Annotated in this window: 24 protein-coding genes and 3 tRNA genes; 17 read left to right on the forward strand and 10 right to left on the reverse strand. The window is 67.0% G+C overall.

What is annotated here, in order from left to right:
• Window positions 1-220: 220 nt before the first annotated feature.
• Complete coding sequence (locus JHL17_RS30270) at window positions 221-1,699, forward strand: DegQ family serine endoprotease (RefSeq protein ID WP_247893933.1); 1,479 nt, start codon at window positions 221-223, stop codon at window positions 1,697-1,699.
• Window positions 1,700-1,814: 115 nt separating this feature from the next.
• On the opposite strand, the gene JHL17_RS30275 is transcribed toward JHL17_RS30270, so the two are convergent.
• Window positions 1,815-1,988, reverse strand: coding sequence for a hypothetical protein (locus tag JHL17_RS30275; RefSeq protein ID WP_200198318.1), 174 nt, complete (start codon window positions 1,986-1,988; stop codon window positions 1,815-1,817).
• Between the two features lie 525 nt (window positions 1,989-2,513).
• Here JHL17_RS30275 and JHL17_RS30280 point away from each other — a divergent pair.
• Window positions 2,514-3,203, forward strand: a complete 690-nt coding sequence (locus tag JHL17_RS30280) for a LuxR C-terminal-related transcriptional regulator (protein WP_200198319.1) — start codon at window positions 2,514-2,516, stop codon at window positions 3,201-3,203.
• Window positions 3,204-3,394: 191 nt separating this feature from the next.
• On the opposite strand, the gene JHL17_RS30285 is transcribed toward JHL17_RS30280, so the two are convergent.
• Together JHL17_RS30285 and JHL17_RS30290 are read right to left on the reverse strand one after the other, a co-directional pair.
• Window positions 3,395-4,801 carry an ATP-binding protein gene (locus JHL17_RS30285; protein WP_200198320.1) on the reverse strand — a complete coding sequence of 469 codons (1,407 nt, stop codon included), beginning with the start codon at window positions 4,799-4,801 and terminating at the stop codon, window positions 3,395-3,397.
• Complete coding sequence (locus JHL17_RS30290) at window positions 4,798-5,499, reverse strand: response regulator (RefSeq protein WP_200198321.1); 702 nt, start codon at window positions 5,497-5,499, stop codon at window positions 4,798-4,800. Before JHL17_RS30290 ends, JHL17_RS30285 begins: the two co-directional genes overlap by 4 nt.
• Window positions 5,500-5,666: 167 nt before the next feature.
• Between JHL17_RS30290 and JHL17_RS30295 the strand changes: the two genes are divergently transcribed.
• The gene (locus JHL17_RS30295) at window positions 5,667-6,014 is read left to right on the forward strand and encodes a hypothetical protein (RefSeq protein WP_200198322.1); all 348 of its coding nucleotides are present in this window, start codon (window positions 5,667-5,669) and stop codon (window positions 6,012-6,014) included.
• Window positions 6,015-6,020: 6 nt separating this feature from the next.
• Here the strand turns inward: JHL17_RS30295 and JHL17_RS30300 are convergent, their stop codons facing one another.
• A complete protein-coding gene (locus tag JHL17_RS30300) occupies window positions 6,021-6,533 on the reverse strand; it encodes a MarR family winged helix-turn-helix transcriptional regulator (protein WP_200198323.1) in 513 nt (170 codons plus the stop codon).
• A 113-nt stretch (window positions 6,534-6,646) separates the two neighbouring features.
• Entirely contained in the window at window positions 6,647-7,603 is a 957-nt protein-coding gene (gene mbfA, locus JHL17_RS30305) for an iron exporter MbfA (protein WP_200198324.1), read from the reverse strand.
• Between the two features lie 279 nt (window positions 7,604-7,882).
• On the opposite strand from mbfA, the gene tpiA reads away from it, so the two are divergent.
• From tpiA to JHL17_RS30355, 10 genes are all read left to right on the forward strand, one after another.
• The gene (tpiA, locus tag JHL17_RS30310) at window positions 7,883-8,638 is read left to right on the forward strand and encodes a triose-phosphate isomerase (protein WP_200198325.1); all 756 of its coding nucleotides are present in this window, start codon (window positions 7,883-7,885) and stop codon (window positions 8,636-8,638) included.
• 187 nt (window positions 8,639-8,825) lie between these two features.
• Window positions 8,826-9,149 (forward strand): preprotein translocase subunit SecG, encoded by a 324-nt coding sequence (secG, locus tag JHL17_RS30315; RefSeq protein ID WP_200198326.1) that lies wholly within the window; start codon window positions 8,826-8,828, stop codon window positions 9,147-9,149.
• 200 nt (window positions 9,150-9,349) lie between these two features.
• A complete protein-coding gene (gene pyrG / locus JHL17_RS30320; RefSeq protein ID WP_200198327.1) occupies window positions 9,350-10,981 on the forward strand; it encodes a CTP synthase in 1,632 nt (543 codons plus the stop codon).
• 175 nt (window positions 10,982-11,156) lie between these two features.
• The gene (locus JHL17_RS30325) at window positions 11,157-12,986 is read left to right on the forward strand and encodes an autotransporter domain-containing protein (RefSeq protein ID WP_200198328.1); all 1,830 of its coding nucleotides are present in this window, start codon (window positions 11,157-11,159) and stop codon (window positions 12,984-12,986) included.
• A 74-nt stretch (window positions 12,987-13,060) separates the two neighbouring features.
• On the forward strand, window positions 13,061-13,756 hold the full coding sequence (locus JHL17_RS30330) for a dienelactone hydrolase family protein (protein ID WP_200198329.1): 696 nt from the start codon (window positions 13,061-13,063) through the stop codon (window positions 13,754-13,756).
• Between the two features lie 127 nt (window positions 13,757-13,883).
• Window positions 13,884-14,711 (forward strand): 3-deoxy-8-phosphooctulonate synthase, encoded by an 828-nt coding sequence (kdsA, locus tag JHL17_RS30335; RefSeq protein ID WP_200198330.1) that lies wholly within the window; start codon window positions 13,884-13,886, stop codon window positions 14,709-14,711.
• A gap of 124 nt (window positions 14,712-14,835) precedes the next feature.
• Window positions 14,836-15,270: a DUF192 domain-containing protein gene (locus JHL17_RS30340; RefSeq protein ID WP_345773908.1), complete on the forward strand. Its 435-nt coding sequence runs from the start codon at window positions 14,836-14,838 to the stop codon at window positions 15,268-15,270.
• An 83-nt stretch (window positions 15,271-15,353) separates the two neighbouring features.
• Complete coding sequence (locus JHL17_RS30345) at window positions 15,354-17,000, forward strand: efflux RND transporter periplasmic adaptor subunit (protein ID WP_200198331.1); 1,647 nt, start codon at window positions 15,354-15,356, stop codon at window positions 16,998-17,000.
• Window positions 16,990-17,712, forward strand: a complete 723-nt coding sequence (locus JHL17_RS30350) for an ABC transporter ATP-binding protein (protein ID WP_247893895.1) — start codon at window positions 16,990-16,992, stop codon at window positions 17,710-17,712. Before JHL17_RS30345 ends, JHL17_RS30350 begins: the two co-directional genes overlap by 11 nt.
• The gene (locus tag JHL17_RS30355) at window positions 17,709-18,941 is read left to right on the forward strand and encodes an ABC transporter permease (protein WP_200198332.1); all 1,233 of its coding nucleotides are present in this window, start codon (window positions 17,709-17,711) and stop codon (window positions 18,939-18,941) included. Before JHL17_RS30350 ends, JHL17_RS30355 begins: the two co-directional genes overlap by 4 nt.
• Here JHL17_RS30355 and JHL17_RS30360 read toward each other — a convergent pair.
• Complete coding sequence (locus JHL17_RS30360; RefSeq protein WP_200198333.1) at window positions 18,910-19,314, reverse strand: hypothetical protein; 405 nt, start codon at window positions 19,312-19,314, stop codon at window positions 18,910-18,912. The two genes, JHL17_RS30355 and JHL17_RS30360, sit on opposite strands and share 32 nt — an antisense overlap.
• A gap of 155 nt (window positions 19,315-19,469) precedes the next feature.
• On the opposite strand from JHL17_RS30360, the gene JHL17_RS30365 reads away from it, so the two are divergent.
• From JHL17_RS30365 to JHL17_RS30380, 4 genes are all read left to right on the forward strand, one after another.
• Window positions 19,470-19,547: transfer RNA gene (locus JHL17_RS30365), tRNA-Pro, on the forward strand.
• 77 nt (window positions 19,548-19,624) lie between these two features.
• Window positions 19,625-19,921, forward strand: coding sequence for an ETC complex I subunit (locus tag JHL17_RS30370; RefSeq protein WP_109050332.1), 297 nt, complete (start codon window positions 19,625-19,627; stop codon window positions 19,919-19,921).
• Window positions 19,922-19,964: 43 nt separating this feature from the next.
• Window positions 19,965-20,041, forward strand: a tRNA-Arg gene (locus tag JHL17_RS30375).
• A 351-nt stretch (window positions 20,042-20,392) separates the two neighbouring features.
• The gene (locus tag JHL17_RS30380) at window positions 20,393-20,779 is read left to right on the forward strand and encodes a hypothetical protein (protein WP_200198334.1); all 387 of its coding nucleotides are present in this window, start codon (window positions 20,393-20,395) and stop codon (window positions 20,777-20,779) included.
• 774 nt (window positions 20,780-21,553) lie between these two features.
• Here JHL17_RS30380 and JHL17_RS30385 read toward each other — a convergent pair.
• From JHL17_RS30385 to JHL17_RS30400, 4 genes are all read right to left on the reverse strand, one after another.
• A tRNA-Lys gene (locus tag JHL17_RS30385) sits at window positions 21,554-21,629 on the reverse strand.
• Window positions 21,630-21,776: 147 nt separating this feature from the next.
• Window positions 21,777-22,340, reverse strand: a complete 564-nt coding sequence (gene coaD, locus JHL17_RS30390; RefSeq protein WP_200198335.1) for a pantetheine-phosphate adenylyltransferase — start codon at window positions 22,338-22,340, stop codon at window positions 21,777-21,779.
• Between the two features lie 25 nt (window positions 22,341-22,365).
• A complete protein-coding gene (gene gyrA / locus JHL17_RS30395; protein WP_200198336.1) occupies window positions 22,366-25,149 on the reverse strand; it encodes a DNA gyrase subunit A in 2,784 nt (927 codons plus the stop codon).
• Between the two features lie 138 nt (window positions 25,150-25,287).
• On the reverse strand, window positions 25,288-26,646 hold the full coding sequence (locus JHL17_RS30400) for an MATE family efflux transporter (protein WP_200198337.1): 1,359 nt from the start codon (window positions 26,644-26,646) through the stop codon (window positions 25,288-25,290).
• Between the last annotated feature and the right edge of the window lie 239 nt (window positions 26,647-26,885).

A 26,885-nucleotide genomic window follows, 5' to 3' on the forward strand; every position in this document is an offset into this window, starting at 1 on the left:
ACTGGACCGGCACGCCATCTTGCGGCCATACTCATGGACCAACACATATACGGCCCAGAACTGGGCGGCCGCTCCCGCTCACGGAACCGGCCGGACGTCTGGTAGGGAGAGCACGTTGATTCGCATACCCAACTTCGAACCCGCCACGCGCGGCGCCGTGGCCGAGGCCCGGCCCCGCAAGGCGGGCGTCCGGCCGCTGGTCGCCGCCATCGTCTGGGGCATGACGTCGGTCATGGCCGGTGGCGCCGTGACGGGCGTTCTCGCCGCCGCACCGGCCCAGGCCCAGGCGGCGACGCCGAGCCGCAACGCGCCGGGCAGCTTCGCCGACCTGGCGGAAAAGCTGCTGCCGGCGGTCGTCAACATCTCCACCAGCCAGAACGCGCCGCAGCGCCCGCAAGGCCAGCGGCCGGAAATCCCGCAGTTCCCGCCGGGCTCGCCCTTCGAGGATTTCTTCAAGGATTTCTTCGACCGCCAGCAGCAGCAGGACCAGCCGCAGCGCAAGGCGACCTCGCTCGGTTCCGGCTTCATCATCGACGCCAAGAACGGGTACGTGGTGACGAACAACCACGTCGTTCAGGACGCCGACGAGATCACCGTCATCCTGCAGGACGACACCAACATCAAGGCCGAACTGGTCGGCAAGGACAGCAAGACCGATCTCGCCCTGCTGAAGATCAAGACCAGCCATCCGCTGGTCGCCGTCCCCTTCGGCGACAGCGATGCCATGCGCGTCGGCGACTGGGTGCTGGCGATCGGCAACCCGTTCGGCCTGGGCGGTTCGGTGACCGCCGGCATCATCTCGGCCCGCCAGCGCAACATCGACGCCGGCCCCTACGACGATTTCCTGCAGACCGATGCCTCGATCAACCGCGGCAATTCCGGCGGCCCGATGTTCAACCTGAACGGCGAGGTCATCGGCATCAACACCGCCATCTTCTCGCCCTCCGGCGGCTCGGTCGGCATCGGCTTCGCCATTCCGTCCAACCTCGCCAAGCAGGTGGTGGCGCAGTTGAAGGACTATGGCAAGACCCGCCGCGGCTGGCTGGGCGTGCGCATCCAGGCGGTGACGCCGGAGATCGCCGAAAGCCTGGGCCTGCCCGGCCACAAGGGGGCGCTCGTCGCCTCCGTCACCCCCGACGGCCCGGCGGCCAAGGGCGGCATCCAGGCCGGCGACGTGGTCACCAAGTTCGACGGCAAGGAAATCGACGAGATGCGGCGCCTGCCGCGGGTCGTCGCCGAAACCGGCATCGACAAGGCGGTTCCGGTCGAGGTCTGGCGCAAGGGCAAGGCGCAGACCGTGCAGGTGAAGGTCGGCGAGCTGGAGGCCGCGGAGGAGCAGGGCCTGCTCGCCGCCGGTCCGGATGACAAGCAGCAGCCCAAGGACAAGGCGCCGGCCCAGAAGCCGACCGAATCGCTCGGCATGAAGCTGACCGCCATCACGCCGGAGCTGCGTCAGCAGTACGAGATCAAGCCCGATATGAAGGGCGTGGTCATCACCGAGGTGGCGGGCAACTCCACGGCGGGGGAAAAGGGCCTGCGTGCTGGCGACGTCATCATCGAGGTCGGCCAGGAAGAAGTGCGCAAGCCCGAGGACGTGACCGCCAAGGTCCAGAAGGCGAAGGAGCAGAACAAGAAGTCCGTCCTGCTCCTGGTCGACCGCAAGGGCGACTTGCGCTTCGTGGCGATCCCGCTCAGCTGATCGGTCGCGGTGAAAGAAAAAGGGCGCCGGCGGGAGACCGCCGGCGCCCTTTTTGTATGCCGATGATGCAAAGATGGCCGACGCAGGGAGGGCCTAGGCGGGAACCGCCTGTGCCCTACACCCCGTCCAGCAGCATCGCCACGGCGACCGTGCCCGCCAGCAGGGCGCACAGCGCAGCGACGATGGCGAGACTGCGCAGGTACTGGCGGAACTCTCCCTGCTTCCATGCACTGCGCCCGAGCAGCACCAGATAGCCCGCCACTGCGGCGGCGATGATCTGCCAACCCATCCTGCCCTCGTCCCCATCTCCGCCGGGTGGCGGAACTTGGCGGAAAAGCGCATGCACGGTCGCGCAGGGTCAAGCGTCACGACGGCTGTCGATGGCGTTTCTATACCGAAAGCATGCGTTCTCCTTTCGGGTTATCTGTTGGCATCACCACGTCGGCGATCATCGGCACAACTTCATGTGAGATTTTTGCGGCATACCTCGCTTATGGGTCGCAGTCATACGCAAATAAGTGGTGGTTAACAAAACAGTTAATGCCTTCGAGTGCCGCAATGTTCGCTGTTGTGATATCTTTGGATCCTGAAATCTTGGGGAGGCTTTGCGCATATGCCCAATGCGTTCTTCTTTTAACTCTGGAGAGTGGTACCGTAGGACACGACACGGGGGTAACCTCCCCCTAAATAACGGCCTGTCGAAGCCATCGGGGGGTAGTCGCAGCATCGCCAATGCGCCGCGACCGTCCTTTGTACAACGGCTTTCACCGGGCCAAGACGTCATGACGATGGACCAAAATTGCGGGAGCGGACGATGGACTCAGTGCGCGCTTTTCTAGTCGACTCGAACAAGCTGTTTCGCGAGGGGCTGAAGCGGCTGCTCGATGATTCGCCCTTCCAGATCGTCGCTGAGGCGGGAAACCTGCGGGAGGCGCTGGGCTCGGTCGAGAACGGCCTGCGGCCGCAGCTCGTCCTCCTGGACCTGCAGAATGGCGGCGACGAGGAAGCCGACGGCATGCGCCGCCTGCGTGCCCTGCTGCCGGATACCCGGCTGGTCATCCTGACCAGCGATCTGTGCACCCGCCGTCTTGCCAATGCGCTCGAAGCCGGTGCCGACGGCTACCTGATGAAGGATCTGTCGTCCGATGCGCTCGCCCAGTCGCTGAAGCTGGTGATGATGGGCGAGAAGGTGTTCCCGACCCATCTGGCGGCGCTGCTGATTTCCGGCCGCGTCAACGGCAACGGCACCGAGATGCCGGTGTCGCGCAAGGGCCTGTCGCAGCGCGAGGTTCAGATCCTGCGCTGCCTGCTGAACGGCGACAGCAACAAGATGATCGCCAACCACCTGAACATCACGGAAGCCACCGTGAAGGTTCACCTGAAGAGCCTGCTGCGCAAGATCAACGCCTCCAACCGCACTCAGGCCGCCATCTGGGCGCTGAACAACGGCATTGGCGGCGAGTTGGCCGGTGCCAACGTGGTCGCGGCGGCGGCGAACCAGTAACGGCGCACCCGTCCATTACCCCCATCCCGGTCTTCCCCTGCGGGCGGACGGATCCTTCGATCCGTCGCTCGCCGGGGGAAGGGCAGGGACGAGGCGGTCGTTGCATGACATGGATTGCCCGCCTGATTGAAGGCGGGCTTTTTCATGTCCGTGGTGTCGGAATTCACAAAATCCGGGCAGCCTGTCGGGCATCAGACCGGCAGTCGGATCACCGCGCGCAGGCCGCCATAGGGGCTGTCATCCAGGGTGATGTCGCCGCCGTGGCTGCGGGCCACGTCCCGTGCGATGGTCAACCCCAGGCCCGAGCCGCCGGTGTCGAGATTGCGGCTGCTGTCGATGCGGAAGAACGGCTTGAAGACGTCGTCGCGCAGATAAGTCGGAATGCCTGGGCCGTCGTCGTCCACCGTGATCTCGATCACGCCGCCCTGCCGTTCGGCCTTGACCCAGGCGGTCCCGGCATGGCGCCCGGCATTGACCAGCAGGTTGGCGATGCAGCGGCGGACCGCGTTCGGACGCAGCGGCAGGGTAAGTCCATCCGGTGCCGTCAGCGTTACCTCCGTTCCATCGCGCCGGGCGCCGGCCGCGACCTCGTTCAGAAGCCGGGTCAGGTCGGTCGGTTGCACCGCCTCAGTTCCTTCGCCGCGGGCGAAGGCAAGATAGCCTTCGATCATCTCCTCCATTTCGGCGACGTCGGCTTTCAACTCCTCGACCTCCGGGTCGAGATCGGGATGCTCGATCATGTCCAGCGCCAGCTTCATCCGGGTCAGCGGCGTGCGCAGATCGTGGCTGACCCCGGCGAGCATCTCCGTTCGCTGGGTGAATTGGCGCTGGATGCGTTCGCGCATCAGCAGGAAAGCCGAGGCCGCCTGCCGCACCTCGGTCGCCCCTTCCATCTTGAAGTTGGAGACGTCGCGGCCCTTGCCCAGCGCGTCGGCGGCGACCGCCAGCCGCTTGATCGGCCGGATCTGGTTCCGCATGAACAGGATGGCGACGGCGAACAGCACGATTGCCGACCCGACCATCCACAGGATGAAGATATAGCTGGTGGGGGTGAACAGGCGGCGTTCCGGCGACATCACCGACAACACCCCGTCGGCCATCTGCACCCGGATCTCATACCATTCATGGGCGACGCGGGTGTTGATGGCGAAGGGACGGCCGACCCGGTCGTCCAGCGCCTTGCCCAATGTACGCTCCAGCAGGCCGCTGAGCTGCGGCCGGACGTCAGGCAGGATTTGGCCGGGCTCCAGCGTGACGATCAGGTCGGTGGTGCGGGCGGCGGTGGCCAGTGTAAAGTCGCGCCCGTCCTGCGACGGATCGCGCTCGAGCATGGCGATCACGGTGGCGATATCGCCGGCGACGGCATAGGCCAGCCGGTTGGTCACCGTGTCCCAATGACGGTCGTAGAAAATCCAGGTCGCCACCGCCTGCGCCAGGATCACCGGCGTGACGATGATCAGCAGGGACCGCCCGAACAGGGTCCGCGGCAGGAATCGCTTCAGGAACGGCGTGCGCCGCCGCCGCTCGGCCCGCCGTGCCGCTGCCCTGCCGGCCGCGCTACCGTCCGCCCCTGCCTGTCCGCCGTCGGCCGCCGTCACGGATCGGGCCTCAGGACATAGCCCTCGCCACGGACGGTGTGGAGGTATCGGGGTTCCCGCGGGTCGGCCTCGATCTTGCGGCGCAGGCGGGTGACCTGGACATCGACCGTGCGGGCATTGCCGGCGACCTTGCTGCGTTCCGTCAACTCGTCGCGCGTGAAGGTCATTCCGGGGGAAGTGGCGAGGATGCGCAGCAGGCTGGCTTCCGCCGTGGTCAGGCGGATCACCTCGTCACCCTGGCGCAACTCGTCCCGGTCGGGCAGGTAGGTGAGGGGGCCGAGACGCACCGGCGCCGCCGGCGGAGCCGCCGGTTCGGGCGGGCGGGCCGCCTGCCGGCGTAGGATGGAATTGATGCGCAGCAGAAGCTCGCGCGGGTTGAAGGGCTTGGCGAGATAATCGTCGGCTCCGGCCTCCAGTCCGGCGATGCGGTCGTCCGGCTCGTCGCGGGCGGTCAGCAGCAGGATCGGCAGGTCGCGTTCCCGCCGCAGCGATTCGGTCAGCGACAGCCCCGACTCGCCCGGCATCATGATGTCGAGCACCAGCAGGTCGAAGGCCAACCCGCCGAGCTGTGCCCGCGCATCGGCGGCGTCGCGGGCCGTGCTGACCAGAAAGCCGTTGCCGGCAAGGTATTTGCGCAGAAGCTCGCGCAGGCGGGTGTCGTCGTCGACGACCAGGATATGGGGCTGATCTTCGGTCATGGCGGGACTATAACGCGCCTCCCCGCAATCGACATAGAGGTGCCATGCGGGACATATCTTGGCTATGCATGGCGGGCAGTCGTGTAAGCGCTTGGCCGTTTCGGCCCCGTTCCGTGTTATTGTCCGTATGTCCTCTTCGAGGGCTGAGAGACACAGGAGCGATCACGATGGCCGATCACCACAGGTCCAATGACTCCCGGGACCTGGACGCCCAAGACCTCGCCGACATGACCCGTGCCTTCCTGGCGAAGGGCGGGAACATCGTCCAATGCCCACCAGGCGCTTCCGAAAACGTGGTGTACCGCAAGGGCGGCTTCCGGCGCCGCAATCCCAATGACGTGAAGACGGCCGCGGAGACGCCGGCCGGCGCTGTGGCGGAGACGGTGGCCGACGCCGGTTCAGCGGACATCAACGCAGCGGACATCAATGCGGTGGATGCCAATCCGGCCGACACCAATTCAGCCGACGCCGGTACGGCCGTTCCGGCGGCAGCGGCCGAATCGAAGGCCGGCTGATCGGGTTCAGCGTTTCACGGCGAGACGGGCGGGGGGAACGGGCGGCGCGAATTTCGCCCGGTCCCCCTCGTCCAGCATCCCCATCATCACCTTGCGGAATCCCTCCACCGCCTCCGCCCCCGCCATGCGATAGGCGCGGGCGATGCGCTGGCGCTGGGTTTCGGACAGCTGGCGTTCCAGCTCCACACCCTTTTCCGTCAGTTCCAGCAGTCGTTGCCGCCGGTCGCGGGCACCGGTCTGCTGGTCGATGAATCCCTGGCGGACCAGTTCGCCCAGTACGCGCGACAGGCTCTGCTTGGTGATCTTCAGGATCGCCAGAAGCTCCGACACGGTGATCCTGGGATAGCGCCAGACGAAGTAGATCACGCGGTGATGCGCCCGGCCGAAGCCGATCTCCGCCAGAATTTCATCCGGTTCGGCGGTGAATTCACGATAGGCGTAGAAAAGCAGCTCCATCCCGGTGCGGAGTTCCTCCTCGCGGAGGAAGAGCTGGTTCACGCCTGCTTTAAGGTCAGCCATGGCGACGCGATTGGTTCGATTTGTTCTAATTAGGACAGCAACTCAGACATAAACAATCGCGCGCCCGGTTACAAGGAGAAGCTCATTCGGGCAACCGGCTTTTCCCCCGGCGGTCAGGCGCTGCCGATCAGGATCCCGGTGCCGAAAACCAGCAGGCCGCCGACCACCACCTGGAAGGCCGCGGACAGCAGGGGCGTGTCCATGTAGCGGTTGCGAATCCAGGCGATGATGGCCAGTTCGACCGCGACCACGGCCATGGCGACGGCGGTCGCCGTCCAGAAATGCGGGATCAGGTAGGGCAGGGCGTGGCCAAGCCCGCCCAGCGTGGTCATGGCGCCGCAAACCAGCCCGCGCAACCATGGGCTGCCGCGCCCGGTCAGTGACCCGTTGTCGGACAGCGCCTCGGCGAAGCCCATGGAGATGCCGGCGCCGATCGAGGCGGCCAGGCCGACCAGGAAGGTCTCGTGGCTGTCCTGGGTGGCGAAGGCGGCGGCGAACAGCGGAGCGAGGGTGGACACCGATCCGTCCATCAGGCCGGCCAGTCCCGGCTGAACCACCTGCAGGAGGAACAGGCGGCGCTCCGATTCGTGTTCGTGCTCCCGCACCTCCGCCGAGACGTATCTCTCTTCCAGCCGCTCGGCCTTGGCCTCGTGCCGCCGCTCCTCCTCGGCCAGATCGCCCAGAAGCTGGCGGACGGCGGCATCCTGCGACCGCTGGGCTGCGCGCGCATAGAAGCGTTTGGTCTCCGCCTCCATCAACTCGGCCTGTCGGCGCACGGTGTCCAGACCCAGCGGGCGGATCAGCCAGACCGGTTTACGCTCGACGAAGCCCTTCACGTCCTGGCGCCGAATCAGCGGGATATGGTCGCCGAAGCGCGCGCGGAACAGTTCCAGGAGCCGGTGGCGGTGACCGCTCTCCTCCGATGCCATGGCGCGGAACAGCTTGGCCGTGTCCGGATAATTGTCGGAGAGGGCATGGGCGAACTCGTCATAGATGCGGCTGTCCTCCTCCTCCAGGGCGATGGCGAGCGCCAGCAGCTCCTTTTCCGTCAGGTCCGAGAAGTTCTTCATGGGGTCAGGCCTTCGCCGCGTGGAAATGATGCGTTGGGGAATGGTGCGTCCCGATTGATCCTATTCCGGATGGGGGCATCTTCAACTTGGCGCTTCGGCCAGGATGCAGAGGACGGAATAGGCGGGGTGCTACACGATGTCCCGCCCACCGCACCTTGGGTGGGTGCACCGGTCGGGTGGGTGGAAATTCCCGGACGGGCTTGCTATGGGCTTTGGTCACGAGAGGCCAAGAACGTTCCACAAGTTCCCGTATAGAGCCGCGACAAGAAGGAAACGACCATGACCGCAAACCGGAAGCTGATCGCCGGAAACTGGAAGATGAACGGGCTGAAGGCCGACGGGCTGGACCTTGCCTCCGACCTTGCCGGTCGGCTGAAGGGGGCCGGGCCTGTCGCTTTCGACATGCTGGTCTGCCCGCCCTTCCCGTTGCTGTTCCCGGTCGGCGAGGCGATCGCCGACAGCCCGCTGGCGCTGGGCGGCCAGGACTGCGCGCCGAAGACCTCCGGTGCCCATACCGGCGACGTGGCGCCGACCATGCTGAAGGATGCCGGCTGCCGCTTCGTCATCCTCGGCCATTCCGAGCGCCGCGCCGACCATGGCGAAAGCGATGCCGTGGTCAACGCCAAGGCGGTCGCCGCGCACAGGGAGGGCTTGGTCGCCATCGTCTGCGTCGGTGAAACCGAGGCGCAGCGCGACGCCGGCCAGGCCGATACCGTCGTGTCGGGCCAACTCGCCGGCTCCATCCCCGCCGGCGCGACGGCGGAGAATACCGTCATCGCCTATGAGCCGGTCTGGGCGATCGGCACCGGCAAGACCGCGACTCCGGACGACGTGAAGGCGATGCACGCCCATATCCGGGCCGAACTGGCCGGAAAGATCGCCGAACCCGCCAAGGTCCGCATCCTCTACGGCGGTTCGGTCAAGCCGAGCAACGCGGCGGAACTGATGGCGGTGGAGAATGTCGACGGCGCGCTGGTGGGCGGGGCGGCGCTGAAGGCCGAGGATTTCTGGGCGATCGGCACCGCCTGCCGCTGACGGTGCCTCTCCCCGGGACATCGCGCCGGCCGGTGTCAGCCATGCCGCCAACGGATATGGCGTGGATATTTTGGCGCTGGCATATCGCGTGATGGCGCGGTACAAACAATGGGCGCGCGCCACGGGCCCATGATACGGCCTGTGGCGCGCTATTCGATTTTTGGGATGGGTGTGGGGTGAGCATCGCATGGAATCGGTGATTCTGGTCATTCACCTGCTGATCGCCGTCGGGCTGGTCGGCGTGATCCTGATCCAGCGGTCGGAGGGCGGCGGACTCGGCATCGGCGGCGGAACCATGGGTGGCATGATGAGCACCCGGGGGACGGCCAACCTGCTGACGCGGACCACCGGCATTCTGGCGGGCTGCTTCTTCGCCACCAGCATCGTGCTGGCGATCATGGCCGGCGGCCACTCGCGCCCGGCGTCGATCATCGACACGCTGCCGGCCTCTCCGGCGGCCCCGGCGCAGCCGGCCGCTCCGGCCCAGCCCGCGCCGCCGGTGTCCCAGTAAAGGGATCATCCCAGCGCACGGGTGCGAGCGGACAGAGAGGCGGCCTCCCCGAAGCCGCCTCTTTCTTTTGAGGGCCGTCGGCCGTGACAGGATGTTCCGGCGGCGACCCTTCGGGGGGTTTTGACATTCGTCCCCTTCCGGGACATCGGCATCCGTCCCCTTCGGGGACAGGGAACAGCTCTCAAGCTCTTCGGACGGACATGACTCGCTACATCTTCATCACCGGTGGCGTCGTTTCTTCGCTGGGCAAAGGTCTGGCATCGGCGGCGCTTGGGGCGCTTCTCCAGGCGCGCGGCTACAAGGTGCGGCTGCGCAAGCTGGATCCGTACCTGAACGTCGATCCCGGCACGATGAGCCCGTACCAGCACGGCGAGGTCTTCGTGACCGACGACGGGGCCGAGACGGACCTTGACCTCGGCCATTACGAGCGCTTCACCGGCGTGTCGGCCCGCAAGGGCGACAACATCACCACCGGCCGCATCTACTCCACCGTGATCGCCAAGGAGCGGCGCGGCGATTACCTGGGCGGCACCGTCCAGGTCATTCCGCACATCACCGACGAGATCAAGGAGTTCATCCGCGCCGACGCCACCGACGAGGACTTCGTCCTGATCGAGATCGGCGGCACGGTGGGCGACATCGAGTCGCTGCCCTTCCTGGAGGCGATCCGCCAGTTCGGCAACGAGGTCGGTCAGGAGAATGTCCTCTACATCCACCTGACCCTGCTGCCCTACATCCCGACCGCCGGCGAGCTGAAGACCAAGCCGACCCAGCATTCGGTGAAGGAACTGCTGAGCGTCGGCATCCAGGCCAACATCCTGCTGTGCCGTGCCGACCGCCCGATCCCGGAGAACGAGCGCAAGAAGATCGCGCTGTTCTGCAACATCCGTCCGGAGCGGGTGATCGCGGCGCTGGACGTCGAGTCGATCTATCAGGTGCCGATCAGCTACCATGAGGAAGGCTTCGACACCCAGGTCCTGAGCTATTTCGGCCTGCCGACCGACAAGGAACCGGACCTGTCGCGCTGGACCCGCATCATGGACCGGGTGCGCAAGCCGCAGGGCGAGGTCACCATCGCGGTGGTCGGCAAGTACATCAGCCTGCTCGACAGCTACAAGTCGCTGGCCGAGGCGCTGACCCATGGCGGCATCGCCAACAACGTCAAGGTCAACCTCGACTGGATCGATTCGGAGATCTTCGAGGACGACGATGCGGCGGTGAAGCGGCTGGAGAACGTCCACGGCATCCTGGTGCCGGGCGGCTTCGGCTCCCGCGGGACGGAAGGCAAGATCCGGGCGGCGCAGTTCGCGCGTGAACGCAAGGTGCCCTATTTCGGCATCTGCTTCGGCATGCAGATGGCGGTGATCGAAGCCGCCCGCAACATGGCGAAGATCGAGGATGCCGGTTCCACCGAGCTGGGCAAGCCGGGCAATCCGGTCGTCGGCCTGATGACGGAGTGGATGCGCGGCAACACGCTGGAACGCCGTGCCGAGGTCGGCGACCTGGGCGGCACCATGCGGCTGGGCGCCTATCCGGCCAAGCTGCTGGACGGTAGCAAGGTCGCCGAGGTCTACGGCACCACCGACATCTCCGAGCGGCACCGCCACCGCTATGAGGTGAACGTCTATTACAAGGAGCGGCTGGAGCGCTGCGGCATGCGGTTCAGCGGCCTGTCGCCCGACGGCGAACTGCCGGAGATCGTCGAGATCCCCGACCATCCCTGGTTCATCGGCGTGCAGTTCCACCCGGAACTGAAGTCCAAGCCCTTCGAGCCGCACCCGCTGTTCACCGCCTTCATCAAGGCGGCCATCGATCAGAGCCGGTTGGTCTGACCGTTTGGCGGTCGAAATCGGACCGCCCGAGACACGAAAAAGCCCCGCCCGAGACGGCGGGGCTTTTTCATGCCCATAGCCTTCCCTATACGTCACCTTCCTTGCTCTCCCGGCACCCTTGTGCAACGATCCTTTGAAAATCGCACAACCAAACAATCGGATCGGGGAGGGACCCATGAATCGCGTCAGGATCGCCGCTCTCGCCACCTGTCTGACCGCGCTCGTCGCAATCCCGGCCAAGGCGGCGGACTATTCCTCGACCATCTTCTTCGGGGACAGCCTGACCGACAGCGGGGCATTCCAGCCGCTTCTGCCGGTCGGCGGCAAGTTCACCACCAACCCGGGGCCGGTCTGGGCGGAAAACCTCGCCGGCGCGCTCGGCACCACCGCGACCACGGCGGCGCGGGGCGGCACCGACTATGCGGTCGGCGGCGCGCGGGTGAACAGCTCGGTCGGCTTTCCGGCAACCGGCCCGACGGCGCTCGCGCCCAGCGTCGCGCGGCAGATCTCCGGCTATCTCGCCTCAACCGGCGGCCGTGCCGATCCGAACGCGCTCTACACCGTCTGGGGTGGCGCCAACGATATCTTCACCGCACTCAACAACCCGGCGACCGCCCAGGCGACGGTGACCCAGGCGGCCGGCGATCTGGTGACGCAGGTGGCGCGGCTGCGCGCGGCCGGTGCGCGCACCATCCTGGTGCCGACGGTGCCGGACATCGGATCGACCCCCTCCGGACTGGCGCAGGGCGCCGCGGCGGCGGCGCAGATCACGCAGCTCGTCAGCGGCTATAACCAGCTCGTCACGCTCGGGCTGGCGAATGCCGGCGTGTCCGTCATCCCGATCGATACCTATGCCCTGCTGCGGGCGGCGGTCGCCGATCCGGTGTCTTTCGGCTTCGCCAACGTCACCGGCACCGCCTGCACCACCAGCAGCTCTCTGCTCTGCACCCCGGCCTCCCTGGTGGCGCCGAACGCGGCGCAGAACTATCTGTTCGCCGACGGCGTCCACCCGACGACGGCGGGGCATCGCGCGGTGTCCGACTTCGTCCTGAATGCGCTGACCGCCCCCGGCAACGTGGCGCAGCTCGCCGAATCGCCGATCCATACCCGCGACCGGCTGACCGCCACCATCCTCGCCCAGGCGGCGACCAGCCTGTGGAGCCGCAAGCCCGGCACCAGCGGCGCCTGGATCAGCGGCGGCGTCGGCCGGCTGACCGGCGACCGCACCGGCGACCCCGGCGCCGGCGGGCAGGCCGAGGTGCGCGGCACGCCGCTGACGGTCAGCGTCGGCATCGACAAGCGCTTCACCGAGAACCTGCTGCTCGGCGTGGCCGGCACGGCGTCGCATTACCGCGGCAGCTTCTCCACCGGCGGCGACTACAAGCAGCGGGAATATGTGCTGAGCGGCTATGGAGTCTACCGCGTGGGCGGCGCCTTCGTGAACGGCGTCGGGTCCTTCGGCTTCGCCGATTACGACCTGCGGCGCGGCGTGACCATCAACGGCACCGACCATTCCACCGGCGGCAGCACGGAAGGGATCAATGCGTCCATCGGTATGGAGGGTGGGTACGACTTCACCATGGGCGGGCTGACCCATGGCCCGGTCCTGGGCCTGCGCTACCAGCATGTCGAGGTGGAGGGCTTCAGCGAGGACAGCAGCCTGTTCGGCTTCACCTACCGCTCGCAGACCCGCAACTCGCTGGTCGGCAGCGTCGGCTACCAGGCGGCCTATGATTTCGGCAGCGTCCTTCCCTACGCCAAGGTGACGCTGAACCGGGAGTTCAAGGACGACCAGCGCAACATTATGGTGGAGAGCCGCAGCATCTCCACCCTGGCTTACGACGTGGCGGTGGCAAAGCCCGACCGTACCTACGTCGATCTGGCAGCCGGCGCCTCCTTCAAGCTGGCGGAGTCGGTGACCGGCACGCTGGGCCTGAATGCCCGGCTGGGCGAGGAGAACCGGCGCGACTACGGCGGATTCGTCGGCGTCAGCCTCGGCTTCTGACGAAAGGCGGGGTGACCGCGGGCAAGTCCGCTCCATATCAGGGGCGGATTTGCCAACGGAAGGAGGAGGACGCCATGTCCGAGGTGATGATCGGGGCCGCCGACGGCGGCCGCTTTTCGGCTTATGTCGCCAAGCCCAAGGTGACCCCCGCCGGCGGGGTGGTGGTGATCCAGGAGATCTTCGGCGTCAACGCCGTGATGCGCGAGATGTGCGACTGGTACGCCTCGCAGGGCTTCCTGGCGGTGTGCCCGGACCTGTTCTGGCGCCAGCAGCCGGGCGTGCAGCTGACCGACAAGACTGAAGCGGAGTGGAACCAGGCCTTCGCCCTGTTGAACGGCATGGACCAGGACAAGGCGGTCGAGGACCTGAAGGCGGCGCTGGCCTGGGTGCGCGGGCAGGAGGGCAGCACCGGCAAGGCCGGCACGGTCGGCTACTGCCTGGGCGGCCGGCTGGCCTTCATGATGGCGACGCGGTCCGATGCCGAGGCCAATGTCGGCTATTACGGCGTCGGGCTGGAAGGGCTGCTGGGGGAGGCCGACAAGATCGCCAAGCCGCTGCTGCTGCACATCGCGGAGAACGACAAATTCTCCAGCCCGGACAAGCGCGACGCGGTGGTGGCCGGGGTGAAGGACAACACATGGGTGACCGCCAAGGTCTATCCCGGCATGGACCATGCCTTCGCCCGCCCCGGCGGCGAGCATTACGACAAGGATGCCGCCGACGAGGCGAACCGCCTGACGGTCGAGTTCTTCCACACGCATCTGGCCTGACGCCAGCGCCGTTGACCGTCTTTTGAAATAGTGGGATGCAAGGGTCTTCCGGCCCTTGCCCCGCTTCGTGGCGGGCGAGTGCGGGAGGGCGGCGCCCTCTCGCCTGTTTTCGTTTTGGAGCACTCCCATGACCACGCCGCGCCCCGTCCAGGTCGGTGACCTGACCATCGCCAACGACCGCCCCTTCGTCCTGATTGCCGGCCCCTGCCAGATGGAAAGCCGCGACCATGCGATGGAGACGGCGTCCGCCCTGGTGGAGATGACCCGGGCGCTGGGCATGGGGCTGATCTACAAGTCGAGCTTCGACAAAGCCAACCGCACCTCCATCACCACCGCGCGCGGCTTGGGCATGGACAAGGCGCTGCCGATCTTCGCGGAAATCCGCGAACGCTTCGGCTGCCCGGTCATCACCGACGTGCATGAGTCCAGCCAATGCGCGCCCGTCGCCAAGGCGGTGGACGTGCTGCAGATCCCGGCCTTCCTCTGCCGCCAGACCGACCTGCTGATCGCCGCCGCCGAAACCGGCCGGGCGGTGAACGTCAAGAAGGGCCAGTTCCTGGCGCCGTGGGACATGAAGAACGTCGCCGCCAAGCTGGTCGCCTCGGGCAACGAGCGGGTGCTGCTGTGCGAGCGCGGCGCCAGCTTCGGCTACAACACGCTGGTGTCGGACATGCGGTCCCTGCCGATCATGGCGCAGACCGGTTTCCCGGTGGTCTTCGACGCCACCCATTCCGTCCAGCAGCCGGGCGGGCAGGGCACCACCTCGGGCGGCCAGCGCGAATTCGTCCCGGTTCTGGCCCGTGCCGCCATCGCGGTCGGCGTCGCCGCCGTCTTCATGGAGACGCACGAGAACCCGGATTGCGCTCCCAGCGACGGTCCGAACATGGTGCCGCTGACGGACATGCCGGCCCTGCTGACCAAGCTCCAGGCCTTCGACCGTCTGGCGAAGTCATAAAACAGGCTTAATTTGGCCAGGGCTAGGTGCCGTGCTTCACTGGCGCCTCGCCTGGACTTTCGGGTCTCTCGCCATCTCGGGGGCATGCATGATGGTCGGTCGGTCTATTCGGGGTACGGTTGCCGTGCTCCTGCTGCTGGTGGTCGCCTTCCCGGCGCTGGCGCTGGAAAGCTTTCAGAAATCCAAGCTGACCATCGAGACGGCGGGCGGCGGCAAGTTCCGCTTCGACGTCGAATTGGCACTGACCCCCGGTCAGCAAGCCCAGGGATTGATGTACCGCCAGTCGATGGCGGCCGACGCCGGGATGCTGTTCGTCTACGACCGGGTGCAGCCGGCCAGCTTCTGGATGAAGAACACGCTGATCCCGCTGGACATGCTGTTCGTCGCCGCCGACGGCCGCATCGTGAACATTCACGAGCGCGCGGTGCCGGAATCTCTGGACTCCGTCAATTCCGACGGGCCGGTGAAGGCGATCCTGGAGTTGAACGGCGGCATGGCCTCGCGGCTGGGCATCCGCCCCGGCGACCGGGTGGTCTCCACCGACATCGCCAAGCCGTAAGGGGAAAGACGATCCTCCGCCCATGACTTTCGCGTAAACTCCCCCAGATCAATCGCGCGGGTGCGGTGGCGCGGAGGGCTGGGATGGGCAGGCGGGCGGCGATCTTTCTCGGGCTGGCGCTCAGCGCCGCGGCCGGCATGTCCGCCTATGTCGTGCTGGCACGGGCGGAGCCGGGGCCGACCTATAGGCTGGCGCGGATCGAGCAGGGCCCCCTGGTCAGCGCCATCACCGCCACCGGCACCATGAGCGCGCTGGTGACGGTGGAGGTCAGCTCGCAGCTCTCCGGCCAAATCGCGGAGCTGTATGCCGACTTCAACAGCCGGGTCACCAGCGGGCAGATCCTCGCCCGGCTGAACGGCGACCAGTTGGCCGCCCGCCTGGCCCAAGCCGGTGCCGACGTCGATTCCGCCAAGGCGGCGCTCGTCCAGCAGCAGGCCCTGCTCGACAAGGCACGGGCGGATCTCGCCAGTGCCAAGGCCAGCATCGCGAACGCCGACGCGCAGATCATCAGGGCCGAGCTTGCGCAACGCGATGCGGAGCGCGACCTGCGGCGCCGGCGCGACCTGCAGGGCCGCGGCGTGGTCGCCGCCGCCGATCTGGAGAAGGCGGAAACGGCGGCCCACAGTGCCCAAGCCCAATTGACCGCCGCCCGCGCCCAGAAACGGCAGGCGGAAGCGGCTGCGGCCTCCGCCGAGGCCTCGCTGGCGGTCGCCGCCGCCCAGGTGGAGGTCGCCCGCGCCCAGGTCGCCCAGCGCGAAGCCGCCTTGCAGCTGGTCCGTGTCGACCTGAACCGCTCGGTCATCCGCTCTCCCATCGACGGGGTGGTGGTCAACCGGGCCGTCAGCACCGGACAGACGGTGGCGGCGAGCCTGTCGGCACCCACCCTGTTCACCATTGCCCAGGATCTGCGGCAGATGGAAGTGCTGGCCAACATCGACGAGGCCGACATCGGCCGGGTGCGCGAAGGCATGCCGGTGCGCTTCACCGTCAACGCTTTTCCCGGCGACAGTTTCTCCGGCCGGGTCGCCCAGGTTCGGCTGGCGCCGAAGGAGGACATGACCGTCGTCACCTACATCGTCGTCATCACGGTGGAGAATCCGGATCTTCGGCTGCTGCCCGGCATGACCGCCAACCTGCGGATCACGGTGGACGAACGGCCGTCGGCGGTGAAACTGCCCAACGCCGCCCTGCGCTTCCGCCCGCCCGGCGTCGAGGCTGGCGTCGAGACGTCCGCCGACGCACCGGCACCGACCACCGGCGGCGTGAACGGCGGTCGCGGCGCCGCGGCGCTGGAGGCCGCGGCGAGGCGGGTGATCGAGGGGCTGAAACTGGACGAGACGAGGCGCCGCGACCTTTCGTCCCTGGTCGCCGAAGCCCGTGACCGCTTCACCGCGCTGGATGCGGAAGGCGGCGACCCGGAACGCCGCCGGGCGGAGGCCAACGCGATCCGCACCGCGACATTGGAAAGGATGGCCGGGCTGCTCGACCCGGCCCAGCGCGACCGCTTCGAGATGCTGGTCGATCCCGGCCGGTCGGCCGAAGCGATCCGCACCGTCTGGGTGCCGGGTCCCGGAAACGGCAGCCCGGTCGGCGTGCCGGTCCGGCTCGGCATCGGCGACGGCAGCTTCACCGAAGTGGTGACGGGCGATCTACGCGCCGGGCAGGAGGTCATCACCGGCATCCTTTCCGCCGAACGCGACACCCGCCGGGGGCCGCGCCTTGGCTTCTGATCCCGCTCCACCCGCTCCCCTGATCGCCGTCCGGAACCTCACCCGCCACTACCGCATGGGGCCGCAGACCGTCCATGCGCTGGACGACGTCACCGTCACCATCCGCCGTGGCGAGTTCGTTGCGGTGATGGGGCCGTCCGGATCCGGAAAATCCACATTCATGAACCTGCTCGGCTGCCTGGACCTCCCGGATGCCGGCCGGTACCGGCTGGATGGAACGGAGGTCGCCGGGCTGTCCTCCGATGCGCTGGCGGCGGTACGGAACCGCAGCATCGGCTTCGTCTTCCAATCCTTCAACCTGCTGCCGCGCCAGTCGGCAATCGACAACGTGATGTTGCCGATGGTCTATGCCGGCGTCGGTCATGCCCTTCGGCTGGAGAAGGCATTGGCTGCACTCGAGTCCGTCGGGCTGGGCGCGCGCGCCGGGCACCGGCCGACCCAACTCTCCGGCGGGCAGCAGCAGCGTGTCGCCATTGCCCGCGCCCTGGTCAACGACCCGCTGCTGTTGCTCGCCGATGAGCCGACCGGCGCGCTCGACACGGCCACCAGCCTGGAGATCATCGGTCTGTTCCAGCGGCTGAACCGCCGCGGCATCACGGTCGTGCTGGTGACGCACGAGCCGGAGGTTGCCCGCTTTGCCAGCCGTGTCCTGCAATTCCGGGACGGCCGCCTGATCGACGATCAGAGCCGGGACCCGGAGATCGCGGCATGACCGCCTGGGACGCCCTGCGTGCCGCCCTCGATTCGCTGCGGGCGAACCCGCTGCGCAGCGCGCTGACCATGCTGGGCATCGTCATCGGCGTGGCTGCGGTGATCGCCATGGTCGCGGTCGGCGCCGGGGCGCGTGACCAGGTGCTGCGCCAGATCGCCAGCCTTGGCACCAACCTGATCATGGTCGGGCAGGGCAGCATCGCCCGTGGTGGAGTCAAACTGGGCGCCGGCACCGCCTCGTCGCTGACCGAGGACGACGCGCTGGCCGTGCTGGCGGAGATCCCGGGCGTCGTGGTGACGGCACCATCGGTGCGCTGGGGATTGCAGATCGTCGCCGGCAACCAGAACTGGGGCACGGTGCTGTTCGGCATCACCCCGGACTATATGGAGGCCCGCGATTGGGATGTGGCGATGGGGCGCGGCCTGTCGGACGAGGACGTGGCACAGGCGAACAAGGTCGTGGTGCTGGGGCAGACGGTGGTGCGCAACCTGTTCGGCGGCGGCGATCCCATCGGGGAGCCGGTGCGGGTGTTCTCAACCCCGCTGACCATAGTCGGCGTGCTGGCGGAGAAGGGGCAGAACACCCAGGGGCAGGACCAGGACGACGTCATCTTCGTGCCGCTGTCCACGGCCAAGCGCAACATCCCCGGCATGGCGAAGAGCAACCCGCGCTTCATCCACACCATGGTGGTGAAGATGCGGGACGGCAGCGACATGGCCGAGGCGCAGGCGCAGATTCGCGACCTGCTGCGCCAGCGCCACCGGCTGATCCCCGGCCAGGACGACGATTTCTGGATGCGCGACCTGTCGGAGGTGTCCGCCACCCGCGACGCGTCGTCGCGCGCCCTGTCCTTCCTGCTGGCGGCCGTCGCGGCGGTCTCGCTGCTGGTCGGCGGCATCGGCATCATGAACATCATGCTGGTCTCGGTGACCGAGCGCACGCGGGAGATCGGGCTGCGGCTCGCCATCGGGGCGCGGCGGCGCGACATCCTGGTACAGTTCCTGATCGAATCGACCACGCTGTCGCTGATCGGTGCCGCGGTCGGCGTGGCGCTGGGCATCGGCACCGCCATGGGGGTCGCCGCATTGGCCGGCTGGCCGACGCTGATCCGGATCGATTCCGTCGTGCTGGCGGTGGCCGTCAGCGGCCTTGTCGGCGTGTTCTTCGGCCTCTACCCCGCGCGCCGGGCTGCCCAGCTCAACCCCATCGAGGCGCTGCGGCACGAATAGCCGAGAGGTCGGCTTCCGCGTCGCCCTCCAGCACGACCAGCCGCGCGCTGCTGCGCGCCAGCCATAGCGACAGCCTGCCGACCCAGGCCACCTCGCGTGGCGTCGCCAGCAGCGCCGGCCTCCGTTCGGCCAGCACGCGGGCGAGGGCGAGGGCGGACGTCGCGGCATGCCGCTTGGCGAGGTCGATCTGTCCGATGGCCGGGGCCAGGGCCGCCCGCAACGGCCCGCCGCCCATCGGCGCCACCACATCCACCGCCGCGGCCGCGCGCAGCAATCCATGGGCAAGCGCGATGGCCGAGCGGCGATCCGGCCGGTCGGCGAGGTCGGGCAGGAACAGGGTGACGACAAGCGGGGCAGGGGTGATCGATGGCAACGAAACGGATCCGGAACGGTGTTGAAGACGGGCTGATGAGCGACCGAACGCCGCACCAGTCGCCCGGCGCGGCAGGCGGATGGAGAAAGACCGCGAGAACGGTGCGCCGTTCGCTTGCCGTGGGCGTGCCGTTCGTGTATCTCACAACGCGGCGACGGGGCGTAGCGCAGTCTGGTCAGCGCGCCAGTTTTGGGTACTGGAGGCCCCCGGTTCGAATCCGGGCGCCCCGACCATCGCCGAGGGACAACTCCGCGTCCATGCCGTCAGCGGCGGGACGCGACTTCAGGCATTTGTGGGAGACGAGCGAGCCATGAACGTCCGGATCTATCAGCCGAGCAAGACGGCCATGCAATCCGGCCGCGCCAAGACTCACCGCTGGATGCTGGATTACGAGATCGAGACGCCGCGCCGTCCGGAACCGCTGATGGGCTGGACCAGTTCGGGCGACACGCTGAACCAGGTGCGGCTGTCCTTCGAGACGAAGGAAGAGGCGATTGCGTTCGCGGAGCGCGAGGGCTGGAGCTACACCGTTCAGGAGGCGGCGGTCCGCCGCGTCCGTCCGCGCAACTACGCCGACAATTTCCGCACCGACCGTCCGCGCTTCTGATCGCGGCCGTAGGTCGCAAAGTCGGCGATTTGGTCCGGGACAAGGCCCCATAGCTCAGTTGGATAGAGCAGCCGCCTTCTAAGCGGCAGGTCGCTGGTTCGAATCCAGCTGGGGTCGCCACCGGAATTGAAGCAAGGCGCTTCCGCGCTTTGAATCCATGCATCAAGACAGTTGCGCCGTTCGTGCCGACGCCTTGGCGGCGCGGAGCCGACGGCGATCCTTGCCAATCGGGCAAGGGCAAAAAGTCATTTCATCGAAGCAGTTACGGGATGCCGAGTCACGCATGGCGCTACATGCCATGCGATGCCGGCGGTCGCCATTTTGGTGAACTCCGCGTTTCCCGGATTTCGATCGATCGTGGTTATCACACGTTAATGACAAAAATGGGATCGTAGACAACATTCCACGCGTTCACGGGTTTCCGAAGTCGGAAGTCTTCCGCCTCGCCCTGAAACAGGTTGGAATTGCGCCGTGTCGACGATCAAAGGAAACACCGTCGTTGTTCTGGAGCGGGACGCGGTCCTGCGCCTGGGTGTGGAGGCTCTGCTGGAATCCTGGGACTGCAGGGTGGTCGCGGGCGACAGCATCGATGAACTGATCTCGAGCATTCGCGCCGACAATCTACGACCGACCCTGTTGCTTCTGCCGCCGACGGATGGGCGGCAAACCGGCGACCAGTTGGCAGAGCGCTTCGAAGCGGAAATCGGCTGCTCGCTGCCTTGGATCGGAGTGACCGGTGACCTGGCCTTGCTCAAGCGATGGAAGGCCGGCGAAATCGGCGGCATTCTCCTTGAGATGCCATGCTCGCCAGAGACGCTTCGCGCCGCGATGGTCGGGGCACTTCAAGGCAGTGTTTGACGATTCGCTTTTGGGTCCTTCCGGGGGCGCTCCTCAATCCATCCTGAGCGCTGGCAGGCGGGCGGCTTTGCGCACACCATCTATCCACTGGCCTTGTTCAGGTAGCCGACGGCGATAGTCGCTTCCAGAACGTCGGACGTTCCTGTGGATGTCGTCAGCCCCCGCGGCCTGGAGTGCCCAGCATCGACAGATAGCGTCGCCCAGGCCGCGGCGGGAATGGCTTGGGGCGCAACCGGGTGATGACATGCTGGTCCGCCTCCCATCGTCGCGGACAGAGTGAGACGGAGGTCGCGGAAAGAGGGCCGGTTCGGTTGCCAAGGCTCTCGTAGGGTCCCAGCTTGGCGATGACGTTGGTAGGTCCTGAAGCTGTGGAGCTTTCACCAACGCCACTGGCGGCCCATGGCGCCTACGCTGCCGAAGGAAGTCGACATGCTGCCGGTTACCAGCAACGTGGCGGTCGCCGACGGCCCTCAATGCGGCCGCACGTGACGTCCTTGCTATTGCCCAACCATATTGCGGAGCTGGAGAGTGGTGCGAACAACGACGTGCTGGTAAGTGCGGAGCATAAGCTGTTCAGCTCGCGTCGCCGACTTCGGAGATTTGCCGTTTCGGTCGCGCATGCCCGATCGCGAGCAGGCCAGCAGTGCGATTTGCTAGGTGGAGGCGTTCAGGCTGAACCAGCAGAAAGGCACACCACAGGAACAGGGAGTTTGACACGCGGCGCGAGGAGAGTTTGACACTCTCGTTGAAGATGCCGCTAAGTCATTGAAGGAATGGTGATCCGGGTGGGATTCGAACCCACGGCCACATGATTAAAAGTCACGTGCTCTACCGACTGAGCTACCGGATCATCCAGCGCGGCGGTGGGAAGCTGACCCCCCGCCGGAAGTGGGCGCACCATAGAAAGACGCGCCTGAAAGGTCAACCATGGGCTTGATGGCGGATGCATGATTTTGCCATCAAGCCCATTGGGCCGGATCAGGCCAAGCCGGTCCGGTCAGGTCTGGCTGGTCGTCGGACCGGTGCCGTTGCCGGCTTCCAGGGCGAAGCGCTCGGCGAGCCGTTCGGCGACGCGGGCGGAGACGAAATGCCGGATGTCCCCACCCAGCCGCCCGATCTCCTTCACGAAACGGGAGGAGATGAACTGGTGCTTCTCGGAGGACATCAGGAAGATCGTCTCGACCTTCGGGTTCAGCCGCGCGTTCATGCCCGCCATCTGGAATTCATACTCGAAGTCCGAGACGGCGCGCAGGCCGCGGATGATGACGCGGGCGTTCATCTCGATGGCGAAATGCATCAGCAGATTGTCGAAGGCCCGCACCTCGATGCTGGCCCCGCCGGCGTTCAGCCCGGCCACGTCCTCGCGAACCATGGCCACCCGCTCGTCCGTGGAATAGAGCGGCCCCTTGCCGGCATTCCGCGCGACGCCGATGATCAGGTGGTCGACCTGACGGGCGGCTCGCTGGATGATGTCCATGTGACCGTTGGTGATCGGATCGAAGGTGCCGGGATAGACACCGATTCGACGACCCGTGCTGGTCTCGGTCTGGCTGGTCGCCATGGAAGTTCCCCTCTACGCCCTTCCGTTATTCGTTCGGTGCGGCGGTCCCGCCGGCATCGCCGGTGGGATCGACCGAACCGTTGGCGTCATCGCCAGTCTCGACGCCCGTATCGATGCCATTCTCGCCTTCTTCCTCGGCGATGGTGGCGACGGACACCACACGCTCGTCCGCCCCCACGCGGAACAGCGTGACGCCCAGCGTCTTGCGGCCGGCCACCCGCACGTCGTGCAGCGGCATGCGGATCACCTGGCCCCCGTTGGTGACCATCATCACCTGATGGTTCGACTCGACCGGGAAGGAGGCGACGATGGAGCCGTTACGCTCGCCCATCTCCATGTTCCAGATGCCCTGGCCCCCGCGTCCGGCGGTGCGATACTCGTAGGACGAGCTGCGCTTGCCATAGCCGCGGTCGGAGACGGTGAGAATATACTGCTCCTTCTGTTTCAGGTCTTCGTAGCGCTCCTGCGACAGGGTGACGCTGTCGGCCGGAACCTCGTCGGCTTCCGGCGCGGCCTCGCCCTCCATCTCCAGCCCTTCGTCGCGCTTCCTCTTGAAGAAGGCGGCGCGCTCCTCCGGGGTGGCGTCGACATGGGCCAGGATCGACAGCGACACCACTTCGTCCCCGTCGGCCAGCCGGATGCCGCGGACACCGGTGGAGGTCCGGCCGGCGAAGACCCGCACATCGTCGACCGGGAAGCGGATGCACTTGCCGCCGCGGGTCGCCAGCAGCACGTCGTCGGTCTCCGAGCAGGTGTGGACGCCGATCAGCCGTTCGCCTTCCTCCTCCAGCTTCATGGCGATCAGGCCGTTGGAGCGGATGTTGGCGAAGTCCGACATGCGGTTGCGGCGGACATTGCCCTTGGAGGTGGCGAAGACGACGTGCAGATCGGCCCAGGCGGCCTCGTCCTCCGGCAGCGGCAGGACGGTGGTGATGGTCTCGCCGTCGATCAGCGGCAGCAGGTTGACGAAGGCCTTGCCGCGCGCCTGCGGGTTGCCCAGCGGCAGGCGGTAGACCTTCAGCTTGTAGACCATGCCGCGGTTCGAGAAGAGCAGCAGCGGCGTGTGGGTGTTGGCGACGAACAGATCGCTGACCGCATCCTCCGCCTTCATCGACATGCCGGCGCGTCCCTTGCCGCCGCGCTTCTGCGCGCGGTAGGTCGACAGCGGCACCCGCTTCACGTAGCCGGACTGGCTGACGGTGACGACCATGTCCTCGCGCTGGATCAGGTCCTCGATGTCGGCCTCGAACTCCAGATCCTGGATCTCGGTGCGGCGCGGGTTGCCGAACCGCTCCTTCATCTCCACCAGCTCGTCGCGCAGGATCCCCATCAGCTTCGGCCGGTTGGCGAGCGTGGCGAGGAAATCGGCGATCTGGTCGGTGACGTCGGTCAGCTCGGCGCCGATCTTGTCGCGCTCCAGCCCGGTCAGGCGGTGCAGGCGCAGGTCGAGGATGGCGCGGGCCTGGACTTCCGACAGCCGGTAGGTGCCTTGCTCGCTGACGCCGCGGCCCGGCTCGTCGATCAGCTCGATCAGCGGGCCGACCTCATGGACCGGCCATTCCCGGTTCATCATCTCCTCGCGCGCCCAGACCGGATCGGGGGCGCTGCGGATCAGCTGGATCATCGCGTCCAAATTGGCGACGGCGACCGCCAGACCGACCAAGGTGTGCGCCCGCTCGCGCGCCTTGCCCAGCAGGAACTCGGTCCGCCGGGTGATGACCTGTTCGCGGAAACGGACGAAGGCGGTGATGATCTGCAGGAGATTCATCAGCTCCGGACGGCCGCCGTTCAACGCCAGCATGTTGACGCCGAAGGAGGTCTGGAGCTGGGTGTGGCGGAACAACTGGGCCAGCACGACGTCGGGAACCGCGTCGCGCTTCAGCTCGACCACAACGCGCACGCCGTCGCGGTCGGATTCGTCGCGCAGGTCGGCGATGCCCTCGATCGTCTTGTCGTTCACGACCTCGCCGATGCGTTCCATCAGCTTGGCCTTGTTGACCTGATAGGGGATCTCGGTCGCGATGATGGCGGTGCGGTCCTTGCGCACCTCCTCGAAATGGGTCTTGGCGCGCAGGATGACCGAGCCGCGCCCGGTCTGCAGCGCCGCCCGGCTGCCCGAGCGGCCGAGGATCAGGCCACCCGTCGGGAAATCGGGGCCGGGCACATGATCCATCAACTCGTCGAGCGTGACGTCGGGATTGTCGATGTAGGCGCAGCAGGCGTCGATCACCTCGCCCAGATTGTGGGTCGGGATGTTGGTCGCCATGCCGACGGCGATGCCGCCGGCGCCGTTCACCAGCAGGTTGGGGAAGCGCGCCGGGACGACGGTCGGCTCGCGGCCCGAATCGTCGTAGCTGGCCTGGAAGTCGATGGTGTCCTTGTCGATGTCGTCCAGCAGCGCTTCCGCCGCCTTGGCCAGGCGCGCCTCGGTATAGCGCATGGCCGCCGGCGGGTCGCCGTCCATCGAGCCGAAATTGCCCTGGCCGTCGATCAGCGGCAGGCGCATCGAGAAGTCCTGCGCCATGCGGACCATGGCGTCGTAGATCGCGCTGTCGCCGTGCGGGTGGTATTTACCCATCACGTCGCCGACGATGCGCGCCGACTTCTTATAGGGCTTGGTCGAGTCGTACCCGCCCTCCTTCATCGCGTAGAGGATGCGCCGGTGAACCGGCTTCAGCCCGTCGCGGACGTCGGGCAGGGCACGGCTCACGATCACGCTCATCGCGTAGTCGAGATACGATTTCCGCATCTCGTCTTCGATGTTGATCGGCGCGATGTCGGAGGCGGGAGGAAGGGGCGTATTGCTCAAGCAGGACACTCATTCTTCGTATGCGCCGCCGCTTGACGAATCCGCGGCAGTCACCGGCCTTGCGGGCCGAAGGTTTTGCCCAGGAAATATAGCAACTCTCGCAATTGCACACAATGATTCGGGGCTGGAAAGCCCCGGTCAGCGTCGGCTCAGATACGCGAATCGAAGCGAGAGGATGGTGACCGACACCAGGCTGGCGATCAGGATTCCTTCGAACAGGCCGTGGACACCGTGCCCGAGACCGAAGACCAGGAAGCCGGACACCGGAATCATCACCACCGCGTAGGAGAAGAAGTGCAGCGCGGTGGGGATCCAGGCATCGTGCCGACCGCGCAACGCATTCGCCATCACCGTCTGTCCGCCGTCGGCGATCAGGATCCAGGCGGTGAAGGCGATCAGCGGCACCACCGCCTCCAGCAAGTCCGGATCGTTGGTGTAGATCGCGCCCAGCGCATCGGGCAGGCTGCGGTAGAGGATGCCGACGCAGGCCAGGATGGCGCTGGTGACGCCGAGCCCGGTCCAGCCGGCCAGCGCCATGTCGCTGCGGTCGCCGCGGCCATAGGCCACACCGACCCGCACCGCCGTGGCCGAGGCCAGGCCGACGGCCGCCATGAAGGGCAGGGCGGTCAGGTTCAGCCCGACCGTGTAGGCGCCCAGCGCCAGAGGGGAGATCATGCCGGCGAACAGGCCCAGCCCGCCGAACGCCCCGCTCTCCACCCCGATGCTGAGCCCGGCGGCATAGCCGAGATGGCGCTGGCGCGCCGCGCCGCTCCACCAGTCCGACACCGGCAGGCGGACCTGCCAGCGGTCATGGTCGCGCATCCACCAGACATAGGCGACCAGCCCGAGCCCCATGGCCCAGCGCACGATGGTGGTCGCCCAGGCCGAACCGACCGCACCCAGCGGCTCCAGCCCGAGATGCCCCCACACCAGCGCCCAGGCGAGCGCCGCGTTGACGAAATTGCCGATCACCATGGCGACCATGCCGGGAAGCGGGCGCTTGATGCCCTCCAGGAAGAAGCCGGTGGTGATGTAGAGCATCATGCCAGGCGCCCCGATCCCCAGCACCGCCAGCACATGGGCACCGCCCGCCGCCATCTCCGGCGTCTGCCCGCCGGCCTGGAACAGCGGGTCGCCCAGCAGCGAGACCAACGCGAACAGTACCCCCAGCAGCAGCGCGTAAGGGACCGACCGGCGCCATGCCCGTCCGCATTCGGCATCGGTCCCGGCGCCGAAGGCATGGGCGGTGATCATCACCGTGCCCATCAGCAGACCGACGCCGGTGCCGACCATGATGTTGCCCGGCAGGTGGGCCAGCCCGTAATAGGCCAGTTCCTGGGCGGAGAAGCGTCCGACGATGGCGGTGTCGACCGCCATCATCACCATCAGCCCGGCGCGGGAGACGATGACGGGCGCCGCCAGCCGCAGCAGTTCGCCGACATGGGCGGCGAGGCGCACACGCAACGGATCGGGGGCGGGCAGGGTTGCGGTGCTCATGACTGGACCTGTGGCGGCATGACGGTGACGGACGGGATGGACGGATTCGCAGCCTGCGCCGTGCCGCGGGACCGTAAGGTTTGACTGGGAAGTGGGCAGACTGCGCAAAAGCCGGTCATCTTGCCCGGTGGGCGTACTGCGTCAAGGATTTCAGCCGCCTCGAAAGGACCGTTGCATTCCCTGCATGGCGACGGGGACAAGGGCGGAACCAAGCCGCCGCGGCGGCGTTGTCAGAAACA

Origin of the sequence: Azospirillum endophyticum (assembly GCF_016595245.1) — a bacterium.
GTDB lineage: Bacteria > Pseudomonadota > Alphaproteobacteria > Azospirillales > Azospirillaceae > Azospirillum > Azospirillum endophyticum.